We start from the raw sequence: 13,245 nt of genomic DNA, 5'->3' as shown, positions 1-13,245 counted from the left end.
AGACAACTGAAAATTGAATCTAGAATATTTTATAGCTAAACGACTTATTACTGCCAAAGATTTTAAAAGCAGTATTTCAGCCCCAATTATAAAAATTGCCATTTCGGCCATAGCCATTGGTATTATTATGATGTTGGTTTCAGTTGCAACAGGAATCGGTTTGCAGCAAAAAATACGCGAAAAAGTCTCTGCTTTCAATGGTCAGGTGATTATTTCGAATTACGATAACAATAATTCTGAAGTAACGTTAGTTCCAATTTCTAAAAGACAGGATTTTTATCCTAATTTTAAATCTGTTCCTGAGGTAAGCCACATTCAGGCAATTGCAAGCAAAGCCGGAATTATCAGAACCGAAAATGCTTTCGAGGGAATTATTTTCAAAGGAGTTGGTGCGGATTATGATTGGAATAATATAAAGGAATATCTGGTTGAAGGCAAATTGCCTGATTTTTCTAAAGGACTAAATGAAGAAGTTTTAATTTCAAGATTTCTTGCTGATCGACTTAATTTAAAAGTTGGAGATAAATTCAATACCTTTTTTATAAAAGAAGAAAAAGGCAAAATGCCAAACAGTCGTCGTTTCAGAATAACAGGGATTTTCAACTCAGGTTTTCAGGATTTTGATGCAACTTATATAATAGGTGATATTCGCCATATTCAACGAATCAATAAATGGAGCCCCGATCAGGTTGGAGCTTTTGAGGTTTTTGTAAAAGATTTTGATAATATCAAAAAAACAGGAGAACAAATCTATGAACAAACATCATCTAATTTAGATACAAAAACCATAATCGAAAAATACAGTTATATTTTTGACTGGCTACAACTTTTTGATTTTAATATTATCGTTATTCTTGTAGTTATGATTTTAGTAGCTACTATTAATATGATAGTAGCCTTATTGGTTCTGATTTTAGAGCGTACACAAATGATAGGAATACTTAAAGCATTAGGCGCTAACAATTGGATGGTTAGAAAGGTATTTCTTTACAATGCATTCTATCTCATTATAAGAGGACTCTTTTGGGGTAACTTAATCGGAATATCATTGCTCTTAATTCAACAACATTTTGGAATCATTCAGCTCAATCCTGAAAACTACTACGTAAATCAGGCACCGGTATATATAAATTGGGTTTATGTAGTTTTGTTAAATTTATTAACCATTACGGTCTGTTTCCTCGTGTTGTTGGTCCCTTCTTACATAATAACCAAAATATCTCCGGTTAAAGCCATTCGTTTCGATTAATTCTCATTTAAGATATTAAGATTACAATTCCATTCCTGATCAGACCTGTTTTTTAAATTTGTCAGTTTTTTGTTTATACATATATAAGAAAGGAAATGATAATATCAGTTTAAAGGAGCTTATTCCCGCTGTCCCTTCCAATCTTTTGTGGTGAACCCCACCACAAAAGGATTTTCCCTCCCATCGGGGCTATGGCGGTAGTTTTCAAGAGAAGATTTAAAGATACAAAGAAACTTATCGGCCCTGCATCTTTGAAAACAAAACACTATAAAGCCGGTTTTGTACCCTGGAAGTTTCATTACAAGAGGCTAAAAAACTGAAAAAACCGTAAAAACTACTAAAAAAGAGCTCAAGAGGGCTGTTGTAAAGTTCTCAGAAAAGAATGCATTATCATGTAAAGTCCATAAAAAGGGCCTTTCGGAGCATGGCAGAATTAAGACAAACACAAACACTACAGAAAATTCCTAAAAACGGTAAAAAATATCAAAAGCTAAGTTTGCTGTTATCAGAGTGTTAAGAAAAAGTTTTAAAAAAGGTTAAAAAAACATTTGTAAAAGCCTTGTAAATGTAAATAAAGGTGCTACTTTTGCACCCGCAACAGCGACAGGCGTTCATCGAAATACTGACAGGCACACGAATTAAGAGAGACGAAAGTTTTGAAATAATTCAAAAAACTTGTGAGATTTGAAAACGGATGTTACATTTGCACCCCGCAAACGAAGTTCACCGAACACTTTTTTAGATAAGAGTTAAGTGAGGTAAAACATTGGAAAGTTCATTGATAGATTGGTAAATAAGGAGAAGAAAAGGAAAAGAAATTTTTCTAAAAAAAACTTCAAAAAACATTTGCCGGTTAGAAATAAGTTTTCTACTTTTGCACCCGCTTTGAGAAACAAATCAAAGTAACAAAAATAAAGAAATACACGTTCGTAGACATATTGAATTGACAGCCGTTTTGAAAGAGATTTCAAAACAAAAGAATAAAGAGTAAGATAATCGAGAGATTGAAAAAGAACCGATAGAGACTGATTCGAATAACAAAACGATCTAAGTAATTAGGTCAACAATATACGATGAAGAGTTTGATCCTGGCTCAGGATGAACGCTAGCGGCAGGCTTAACACATGCAAGTCGAGGGGTATTAGTTTTCGGACTAAGAGACCGGCGCACGGGTGCGTAACGCGTATGCAATCTACCTTTTACAGAGGGATAGCCCAGAGAAATTTGGATTAATACCTCATAGTATAGTACAATCGCATGATTGAACTATTAAAGTCACAACGGTAAAAGATGAGCATGCGTCCCATTAGCTAGTTGGTAAGGTAACGGCTTACCAAGGCTACGATGGGTAGGGGTCCTGAGAGGGAGATCCCCCACACTGGTACTGAGACACGGACCAGACTCCTACGGGAGGCAGCAGTGAGGAATATTGGACAATGGGCGCAAGCCTGATCCAGCCATGCCGCGTGCAGGATGACGGTCCTATGGATTGTAAACTGCTTTTATACGAGAAGAAACACTCCGACGTGTCGGAGCTTGACGGTATCGTAAGAATAAGGATCGGCTAACTCCGTGCCAGCAGCCGCGGTAATACGGAGGATCCAAGCGTTATCCGGAATCATTGGGTTTAAAGGGTCCGTAGGCGGTTTAATAAGTCAGTGGTGAAAGCCCATCGCTCAACGGTGGAACGGCCATTGATACTGTTAGACTTGAATTATTAGGAAGTAACTAGAATATGTAGTGTAGCGGTGAAATGCTTAGAGATTACATGGAATACCAATTGCGAAGGCAGGTTACTACTAATTGATTGACGCTGATGGACGAAAGCGTGGGTAGCGAACAGGATTAGATACCCTGGTAGTCCACGCCGTAAACGATGGATACTAGCTGTTGGGCGCAAGTTCAGTGGCTAAGCGAAAGTGATAAGTATCCCACCTGGGGAGTACGTTCGCAAGAATGAAACTCAAAGGAATTGACGGGGGCCCGCACAAGCGGTGGAGCATGTGGTTTAATTCGATGATACGCGAGGAACCTTACCAAGGCTTAAATGTAGATTGACCGGTTTGGAAACAGACTTTTCGCAAGACAATTTACAAGGTGCTGCATGGTTGTCGTCAGCTCGTGCCGTGAGGTGTCAGGTTAAGTCCTATAACGAGCGCAACCCCTGTTGTTAGTTGCCAGCGAGTCAAGTCGGGAACTCTAACAAGACTGCCAGTGCAAACTGTGAGGAAGGTGGGGATGACGTCAAATCATCACGGCCCTTACGCCTTGGGCTACACACGTGCTACAATGGCCGGTACAGAGAGCAGCCACTGGGCGACCAGGAGCGAATCTACAAAACCGGTCACAGTTCGGATCGGAGTCTGCAACTCGACTCCGTGAAGCTGGAATCGCTAGTAATCGGATATCAGCCATGATCCGGTGAATACGTTCCCGGGCCTTGTACACACCGCCCGTCAAGCCATGGAAGCTGGGGGTGCCTGAAGTCGGTGACCGCAAGGAGCTGCCTAGGGTAAAACTGGTAACTAGGGCTAAGTCGTAACAAGGTAGCCGTACCGGAAGGTGCGGCTGGAACACCTCCTTTCTAGAGCCTTAGTGTTAGTGGTAACACACGCTGAGGAAAAAAGAAGAAGCTTTAAAGGTTTTGATTTTAAGACTATTTTACTCTTGCTGTTAGTTCAAATAATAAATTTTAAGTAAAACAGAGTCTCGTAGCTCAGCTGGTTAGAGTACTACACTGATAATGTAGGGGTCGGCAGTTCGAGTCTGCCCGGGACTACTTTTTAAAAAAAATAAATTGATAATTATAAATTATGGATTTAATAAAAAATAAAAAGACTGAAAAGCTTAAAAAAAAGGAAATTTTAGAAGTTGAAAGATTAAGAATCAAAAAAGTTCATAATTTTTAATTCACGATTTTTAATTTTTAATTAAAAAGGGGGATTAGCTCAGCTGGCTAGAGCGCCTGCCTTGCACGCAGGAGGTCAACGGTTCGACTCCGTTATTCTCCACTATCTTTGAGAAGATAGAATAAAGAAGAAAGACTATAGATTTGATTTATTCTCTGCTTTCTTTACTCTTTGCTCTAAAGAAAAAGTTCATTGACATATTGAGATAAGAAAATAATAAAAAGTAGAAAGCGTTTTTTGTTATAAGCAGCAATGCAAATAATAGAAAACAAAAAAAACGGTCTTAATTGATTTTAAGATTGGTACAATAAGCAAAATAAGGGCGTATGGGGGATGCCTTGGCTCTCAGAGGCGATGAAAGGCGTGATAAGCTGCGAAAAGTTACGGGGATCGGCACACACGATATGATCCGTAAATACCTGAATGGGGCAACCCACTATGTTGAAGACATAGTACACCGATAGGTGGGCAAACCCGCTGAACTGAAACATCTAAGTAGGCGGAGGAGAAGAAAACAAAAGTGATTCCGTAAGTAGTGGCGAGCGAACGCGGATTAGCCCAAACCAATGTTGTTACGGCAATGTTGGGGTTGTAGGACCACGACATTTTATGTACAAGGAACCGGAAGTTACTGGAAAGTGACACCATAGAGGGTGATAGTCCCGTATGGGTAACGAGTATAATAGATAGTGGTATCCTGAGTAGGGCGGGGCACGTGAAACCCTGTCTGAATTTGGCGGGACCATCCGCTAAGGCTAAATACTCCTGAGAGACCGATAGTGAACCAGTACCGTGAGGGAAAGGTGAAAAGAACCGTGAATAACGGAGTGAAATAGATCCTGAAACCATACGCTTACAAGCGGTCGGAGCCCTTTCGTGGGGTGACGGCGTGCCTTTTGCATAATGAGCCTACGAGTTAACGTTGCTGGCAAGGTTAAGTGGTTAAGCCACGGATCCGTAGCGAAAGCGAGTCTGAATAGGGCGCTTTAGTCAGTAGTGTTAGACGCGAAACCGTGTGATCTACCCATGGGCAGGATGAAGCTGTGGTAACACACAGTGGAGGTCCGAACCGGTTGACGTTGAAAAGTCTTCGGATGACCTGTGGGTAGGGGTGAAAGGCCAATCAAACTCGGAAATAGCTCGTACTCCCCGAAATGCATTTAGGTGCAGCGCTGTGCATAAAGTTATATAGAGGTAGAGCTACTGATTGGATGCGGGGGCTTCACCGCCTACCAATTCCTGACAAACTCCGAATGCTATATAATGTTTCACAGCAGTGAGGGCTTGGGTGCTAAGGTCCAAGTCCGAGAGGGAAAGAACCCAGACCATCAGCTAAGGTCCCCAAATATACACTAAGTTGAAAGAACGAGGTTTGTCTGCCCAGACAGCTAGGATGTTGGCTTGGAAGCAGCCATTCATTTAAAGAGTGCGTAACAGCTCACTAGTCGAGCGGACGAGCATGGATAATAATCGGGCATAAGTGTATTACCGAAGCTATGGATTTAGAGTTTACTCTAAGTGGTAGGGGAGCATTCCAGCAGGGTTGAAGGTGTATCGTAAGGTATGCTGGACTGGCTGGAAAAGAAAATGTAGGCATAAGTAACGATAATGCGGGCGAGAAACCCGCACACCGAAAAACTAAGGTTTCCACAGCTATGCTAATCAGCTGTGGGTTAGTCTGGTCCTAAGGCGAACCCGAAAGGGACAGTCGATGGCTAACGGGTTAATATTCCCGTACTACTAATTACTGTGATGGGGTGACGGAGTGATGAAAGCGCCGCGAACTGACGGAATAGTTCGTTGAAGTACCTACCTATAAGATCTGCAGGCAAATCCACAGATCTTGGGGAAATACGATAGTACTCGGAGTCTTCGGACAAAGAGATAGTGCGCCTAAGGGCTTCCAAGAAAAACCTCTAAACTTCAGGTAATTAGTACCAGTACCGTAAACCGACACAGGTAGTTGAGGAGAGAATCCTAAGGTGCTCGAGAGATTCATGGCTAAGGAATTAGGCAAAATAGACCTGTAACTTCGGGAGAAAGGTCGCCCCCAGCAATGGGGGCCGCAGTGAAGAGGTCCAGGCGACTGTTTATCAAAAACACAGGGCTCTGCAAAATCGTAAGATGAAGTATAGGGCCTGACACCTGCCCGGTGCTGGAAGGTTAAGAGGAGATGTTATCTTCGGAGAAGCATTGAATTGAAGCCCCAGTAAACGGCGGCCGTAACTATAACGGTCCTAAGGTAGCGAAATTCCTTGTCGGGTAAGTTCCGACCTGCACGAATGGTGTAACGATCTGGACACTGTCTCAGCCATGAGCTCGGTGAAATTGTAGTAACGGTGAAGATGCCGTTTACCCGCAGTGGGACGAAAAGACCCTGTGCACCTTTACTATAGCTTAGTATTGACCTTGGATAAATGATGTGTAGGATAGGTTGGAGACTGTGAAGTGGCGTCGCCAGGCGTTGTGGAGTCATTGTTGAAATACAACCCTTTGTTTATCTGAGGCCTAACCCCATATTGTGGGGGACATTGCTTGGTGGGTAGTTTGACTGGGGTGGTCGCCTCCAAAAGAGTAACGGAGGCTTCTAAAGGTTCCCTCAGTACGCTTGGTAACCGTGCGTAGAGTGCAATGGCATAAGGGAGCTTGACTGAGAGACATACAGGTCGATCAGGTACGAAAGTAGAGCATAGTGATCCGGTGGTTCCGCATGGAAGGGCCATCGCTCAAAGGATAAAAGGTACGCCGGGGATAACAGGCTGATCTCCCCCAAGAGCTCATATCGACGGGGGGGTTTGGCACCTCGATGTCGGCTCGTCACATCCTGGGGCTGGAGAAGGTCCCAAGGGTTGGGCTGTTCGCCCATTAAAGTGGCACGCGAGCTGGGTTCAGAACGTCGTGAGACAGTTCGGTCTCTATCTACTGTGGGCGTTAGAAATTTGAGTGGATCTGATTCTAGTACGAGAGGACCGAATTGGACAAACCTCTAGTGTATCTGTTGTCCCGCCAGGGGCACCGCAGAGTAGCTACGTTTGGAAGGGATAAGCGCTGAAAGCATATAAGCGCGAAACCCACCACAAGATGAGATTTCTTTTAAGGATCGTGGAAGATGACCACGTTGATAGGCTATAGATGTAAAGGCAGTAATGTCATAGTCGAGTAGTACTAATAATCCGTAAGCTTATGTACACTTTTTCCCGATAGCTTCGGCTATCGGGAGAGAACTTTCTAAATAATAAAAACCTTTCTTTATCTCAGTATGTTAAGATATTGCCTTTAATTATGAATTGATAATTATCAATTGTTAATTAAAGAGAAATTGCCCAAAGCAATTATACCTTCTTAAGGTGGTTATTGCGGCGGGGCTCACCTCTTCCCATCCCGAACAGAGTAGTTAAGCCCGCCTGCGCAGATGGTACTGCAGTTATGTGGGAGAGTATGTCGTCGCCTTTCTTTTTAAAAACCCTTCATCAACAGATGAAGGGTTTTTTCGTTTTGAAAAGGTTTCTTCCAGTTTACGAAAACCTGCCAAGTCCCGGTTGCTTCCATTGGGGCGTCGACTTTCTTTTAAAAAAAACAGTTTTTTTTCGTTTAAAATGGTTTGGAATTTATAGCTTGCAATTAATGTTATTTTCTAAAACTAATACTTCTACTTATCGCAAAAGCATGTTAAGATGGAAGCGGTATCCTCTTGTGAGTTCCTGAAACATCTCCTGACTTAACTATTAATATTCCGGAACAAAAAAATTAGTGGACAGCCCGACCCATAGAGAACGCTTTAATTATCATTATACTTAGATACTTCTGTTAAATTAAAGTTGTTTTTGGGTTTTAAATTATAGTGAATTAGCCTTTTTGAAAGTGATTCAGTATTTTTGTAACAAATATATAATTTAACATGAAGAAAAATATTGTATTGTTGACATTGTTTGTTATCTCAAATTTAAGTGCTCAACAGCGCCCTAAGTTGGTGGTAGGTATTGTAATAGATCAAATGAAAATGGAGTATTTGTATCGATTTTCAGATGATTTTTCACCAAATGGCTTTAAGAGGTTAATGAATAATGGATATACTTTTCAAAATATGCATTATAATTATATGCCAACTTATACAGCTCCAGGACATGCATCAATTTATACAGGTACTACGCCTGCAACCCATGGAATTGTTGGGAACGAATGGTTTAGTAGAACACTAGGTAAAGATGTATATTGTACAGATGATGCTTTTGTAAAAACTGTTGGTGATGGAACTGTTGAAGAAGGCGCGATGTCTCCAAAAAATCTGCAAGCGACTACAATTACTGATGAAGTACGAATGGCTACAAATTTTGCAGGAAAGGTAATTGGAATGAGCTTAAAAGATCGTGGTGCAATTCTGCCAGCAGGTCATTTTGCTAATTGGGCTTTTTGGTACAGTAAAACCGGTTCTTTTATTTCTAGTACTTTTTATGGTGAAAAATTACCAGAATGGGTTTCTCAATTTAATAATGAGAAACATTATATGGCTTACATAAATAAAGGTTGGGATTTATATAAACCAGCAGCTACATATAATGAAAGTTTACCGGATAATAATCTTTATGAGGGAAAGTTGTATGGGAGTACCGCACCTGTTTTTCCTTATGATTTAAAAACAATGTATGAGAAAAATGATGCTGGTATTTTAAGGGCTACTCCTTATGGGAATGACTTATTGGCAGAATTTGCTATGAAAGCTATAGAAAAAGAGGAGCTAGGTAAAGATAATATTACTGATTTTTTAACGGTTAGTTTTTCTTCTACAGATTATGTTGGTCATCTTCTTGGACCACGTTCTATAGAGCTTCAGGATACTTACTTAAGATTAGATCAAACTATTGCTGATTTTTTAAATTATTTAGACAAAACAGTTGGTAAAAGTAATTACTTACTTTTCTTAACCGCAGATCACGCTGGTGCTGAAAATGTAATTTATTTAAAAGATCATAAATATAATGTAGATAATTATCCTTCAAAAGACGTTAGACAAAGCTTACAGGATTTCTCAACAAAAACTTTTGGTGTTGATTTAGTTTCGAATTATTCAAACTTTAATATTTATTTTAATAAACAGATTATTAAAGATAAAGGTTTAGAGTTAGTTAAGGTAAAACAATCATTTAAAGAATTTTTGATCACTCAACCACAAATTAAGAAAGTTTATACAGAAGAAGAAATCTTAGCTAATGGAGGAAATGATTACTATTTGAACTTTGTAGCAAAAGGATATGATGTTACTCAAAACGGAGATATGGTAATTATAGATAAACCTGGAGATATTGAGTATACTACTACCGGTACGTCACACGGAACACCATATAGTTATGATACACATGTCCCAGCTATTTTTTATGGATGGCATATAAAAAAGGGTGAATCATATGATAAAAAAGTTATTACTGAAATAGCACCCACAATAGCTCAAAAAATTAAAGTTGCTTTCCCAAATGGAACAGAGGCCAAAGTATTACAAGAAGTTTTGGATGAGAAATAAATTCCAGTAGAACTAAAAAAAATAAAAACCTGCCAATATTATAGACAGGTTTTTTTATATCATAAAAAAAGACTTTTCAATTAAGAAAAGCCTCTTAAATTTAGTGATTTAGTAAGCACTTATTTTAATGTCAGCACTATGCGTTTGCTAACACTAATTCTTCGTTAAAAGGAAGATTCCAAGCTTCAGCAACTCCTTTGTAAAGGATTTTTCCGTTAGCAACGTTCAATCCTTTTTTTAATTCATCATTTTCATCACATGCTTTTTCCCATCCCTTGTTTGCTAATTGTAAAGCATAAGGTAAAGTTGCATTAGTTAAAGCCAGAGTAGATGTATAAGGAACAGCTCCCGGCATATTGGCCACGCAGTAGTGAACAATGTCATCAATGATAAAAGTTGGATTTTCATGGGTTGTAGGAGTACAAGTTTCAATACAACCTCCCTGATCAACTGCAACGTCAACAACAACAGTTCCCGGACGCATTAATTTAAGCATATCACGTGTAATTAAGTGAGGTGCTTTTGCTCCCGGAATTAAAACTGCTCCAACAATTAAGTCGGCGTCTTTAATTGCTCTTGTGATATTATAATGATTTGACATTTCTGTATTTACATTTGCAGGCATGATATCATCTAATTGACGTAAACGTGGTAAACTCAAATCCATAATGGTTACCTGAGCTCCTAAACCTGCCGCCATTTTAGCTGCTTGAGTACCAACAATTCCTCCACCTAAAACTAAAACTTTTGCTGGTGGGACACCAGGAACACCACCTAAAAGAATACCTCTTCCTTTTAGCGGTTTTTCAAGATACTTGGCTCCTTGTTGAATAGCCATACGACCCGCAACTTCAGACATTGGTACTAATAAAGGTAAGCTTCGATCAGCTTTTTCAACTGTTTCGTAAGCCAAACATATCGCTCCTCTTTCTAACATAGCATGTGTTAATTCTTCTGATGAAGCAAAGTGGAAATATGTAAAAAGCAATTGATCTTTTTTGATTAACCCATATTCAGAAGCGATTGGCTCTTTTACTTTAATGATCATTTCAGCAATAGCATATACTTCTTCGATAGTTGCCAAAACTGTTGCACCAGCTTGTGTATATTCGTCATCACTAAAACCACTACCTAAACCTGCAGTTGTTTGTATATATACTACATGTCCATGCTTTTTCATTTCAGAAACACCGGCAGGGGTTAAAGCTACACGATTTTCGTTATTCTTAATTTCTTTTGGAACACCTATTATCATTTTGTTATATTTTTTTGTTTTTCTTGCAATTCTTTTACAAATCTACAGATAGAGAATATATTATTGATATTTGATTGATAAATAAGAAAATATTATTTTATTTAGTATTTTTACAGAAAAATATTCTTTTTCGGAATGCTTTTATTTCTTTAAAAAGAAAAAATGACTGAATTTTAATAATTATTTAATCCATTTCGATTATGGCTTTAGATGAAATTGACAAAAAAATCCTACGTCTTTTACAGGTTAATGCTCACTATACCCTAAAAGATATTGCTAATAAAATAAATTTATCATTAACACCTGTCCATGATCGCGTTAAACGACTTGAAAAAGAGGGTGTTATTGAAAAATATGTTTCGATTTTAAACAAGAAAAAATTAGGAAATAATCTCACTGTCTATTGCCAGGTAACCTTGACAAAACAAACTTATGATACTTCTGAAGGATTTAATCAATCAATTTTGGATTTGCCTGAAGTGGTCGAATGTAATTACGTATCTGGTAATTTTGATTACATGCTCAAAATCATCATTCCGGACATGGAGAGCTATCATCATTTCCATCAAAAGAAATTATCGGTCTTACCTGAAGTTTCTTTAATCAATACTGTTTTTGTAATTTCTGAAGTAAAAAGCACAACGGTTTTACCTATTTAATTAAAACAAAAAACCACCAAGAGAACTTGATGGTTTAAAGAAAATTGGTTTTTTGGTTGTAAATTAATAATAAGTAAAACGTCTTACTTTGGCAATGTATTTGGCCAAACGAATCACTTGATGACTATAGCCATATTCGTTGTCATACCAAATATAAAGCACAATATTTTTCCCGTCTTTTGAAACAATTGTTGCATTACTGTCATAAATTGATGGAGCTGAAGTCCCTACAATATCTGAAGAAACCAATTCATTATTCAAAGAATATTTTATTTGCTCTACCAATTCGCCTTCAAGAGCATATTTTTTTATAATTTTATTGATGGCAGCAATAGAAGTTGTCTTTTTTATTTCCAGATTCAAAATAACCAACGAGCCATTTGGAACAGGGACCCGAATTGCATTCGAGGTTAGTTTTCCTTCTAACGATGGTAATGCTTTTGCTGCTGCATTTCCGGCACCGGTTTCTGTAATAACCATATTTAGCGCTGCTGCTCTGCCACGACGGTATTTTTTGTGCATATTGTCAACTAAATTCTGGTCGTTGGTATAGGCATGAATAGTTTCCAGATGACCTTTTGTAATTCCCAGAGTGTCTTCTATGACTTTTAAAATTGGTGTTATCGCATTCGTAGTACAAGAGGCAGCTGAAAAAATATTTATTTCGTCAGGATTAAATTCAGTATGATTTACACCATGTACAATATTAGGAACACCTTTTCCTGGTGCTGTCAATAAAACTTTACTCACACCTTTTGACTTCAAATGTCGTTTTAAAGCTTCTTCAGTTGTAAAAGCCCCCGTATTGTCAATTACGAGTGAATCACTGATTCCAAATTCTGTATAGTCTATTTCTTCGGGAGAATTTGCAGTGATAATATGAACTGTAGTTCCATTTATAATTAAGGCACTATTTTTTGGATCTGCAGATACAGAACCTTGAAAATCTCCATGAATAGAATCATAACGTAATAAAGAAGCTCTTTTCTCTAAACTGGAAATATCATTTTTATCCCGAAGAACGATGGCTCTAAGACGCAATTGGTTTCCTTTTCCGGTTTTAGACATTAATTCTCTGGCTAATAAACGTCCAATTCTTCCAAAGCCATATAAAACAACATCTTTTGGCTGAATTTCTTCTGAGGCTTTAGCCTTTTTTAACTTTTCGATTACAAAATATCTGGCGTCAGGATATTTTTCATCATCTAAACCATACTCATACGTTAGTTTGCCGAGATCTAATTTTGCGGGTGGAAGATCTAAAGACAAAATGACTTTTGCAATTTCGACCGAATCAAAAATGGAGATAGGCTTACCAACAAACTCACCTGCATATTGATGTAAATTGATAATATCGCTGACATTTTTATCTAACAATTGATTTCTAAATAAAACCATTTCGATCGATTTGTCATACCATAAATCGCTTATAATTTTAATTAATTCGACACCGGCTCTTCTTCGGTCGACTTGAATTGATACTTCTTTTTGGTACAAAGTTTTTTTGCTCATAATTGATTAAATTGAAATAATAAAACGCTCACTTATTTTAAAATTTTTGGCAAAAGTATATATTTCAATCGATTTCGTAGGCTATTTTGTAATTTATTTTTTAAAATAAAAAAGCCATCTTAGAATAGACTGCACCCAAAAGTTTA

Annotated in this window: 5 protein-coding genes, 2 tRNA genes and 3 rRNA genes; 8 read left to right on the top strand and 2 right to left on the bottom strand. The window is 38.3% G+C overall.

Translation table 11 applies throughout. From position 1 onward, the window contains the following. Positions 1 to 13 precede the first annotated feature (13 nt). The 7 genes from PMI10_RS19860 to pafA all read left to right on the top strand — a co-directional run bounded on the left by PMI10_RS19860 (position 14) and on the right by pafA (position 9,673). Positions 14 to 1,249, top strand: a complete 1,236-nt coding sequence (locus PMI10_RS19860) for an ABC transporter permease (RefSeq protein WP_007811097.1) — start codon at positions 14 to 16, stop codon at positions 1,247 to 1,249. Positions 1,250 to 2,319: 1,070 nt separating this feature from the next. Then, a 16S ribosomal RNA gene (locus PMI10_RS19855) occupies positions 2,320 to 3,833 on the top strand. 121 nt (positions 3,834 to 3,954) lie between these two features. Further along, positions 3,955 to 4,028: transfer RNA gene (locus PMI10_RS19850), tRNA-Ile, on the top strand. Between the two features lie 158 nt (positions 4,029 to 4,186). Further along, a tRNA-Ala gene (locus PMI10_RS19845) sits at positions 4,187 to 4,260 on the top strand. Between the two features lie 203 nt (positions 4,261 to 4,463). Further along, positions 4,464 to 7,347, top strand: a 23S ribosomal RNA gene (locus PMI10_RS19840). Positions 7,348 to 7,501: 154 nt separating this feature from the next. After that, positions 7,502 to 7,611 (top strand): 5S ribosomal RNA (gene rrf / locus PMI10_RS19835). The 16S, 23S and 5S rRNA genes sit together here with 2 tRNA genes alongside, the layout of an rRNA operon. Before the next feature lie 445 nt (positions 7,612 to 8,056). Continuing rightward, a complete protein-coding gene (gene pafA / locus PMI10_RS19830) occupies positions 8,057 to 9,673 on the top strand; it encodes an alkaline phosphatase PafA (RefSeq protein ID WP_007811093.1) in 1,617 nt (538 codons plus the stop codon). Between the two features lie 136 nt (positions 9,674 to 9,809). On the opposite strand, the gene ald is transcribed toward pafA, so the two are convergent. Then, positions 9,810 to 10,928, bottom strand: coding sequence for an alanine dehydrogenase (ald, locus tag PMI10_RS19825; protein ID WP_007811091.1), 1,119 nt, complete (start codon positions 10,926 to 10,928; stop codon positions 9,810 to 9,812). 200 nt (positions 10,929 to 11,128) lie between these two features. On the opposite strand from ald, the gene PMI10_RS19820 reads away from it, so the two are divergent. Further along, complete coding sequence (locus PMI10_RS19820; protein ID WP_007811088.1) at positions 11,129 to 11,587, top strand: Lrp/AsnC family transcriptional regulator; 459 nt, start codon at positions 11,129 to 11,131, stop codon at positions 11,585 to 11,587. Positions 11,588 to 11,650: 63 nt separating this feature from the next. Here PMI10_RS19820 and PMI10_RS19815 read toward each other — a convergent pair whose 3' ends face one another. Beyond that, positions 11,651 to 13,099, bottom strand: coding sequence for a glyceraldehyde-3-phosphate dehydrogenase (locus PMI10_RS19815; RefSeq protein ID WP_007811086.1), 1,449 nt, complete (start codon positions 13,097 to 13,099; stop codon positions 11,651 to 11,653). Positions 13,100 to 13,245: the final 146 nt, after the last annotated feature.

Source organism: Flavobacterium sp. CF136 (assembly GCF_000282055.1).
Taxonomy (GTDB): domain Bacteria; phylum Bacteroidota; class Bacteroidia; order Flavobacteriales; family Flavobacteriaceae; genus Flavobacterium.
The sequence above is the reverse complement of the archived record's forward strand: the minus strand, read 5'-3'. Positions and strand labels throughout refer to the sequence as shown.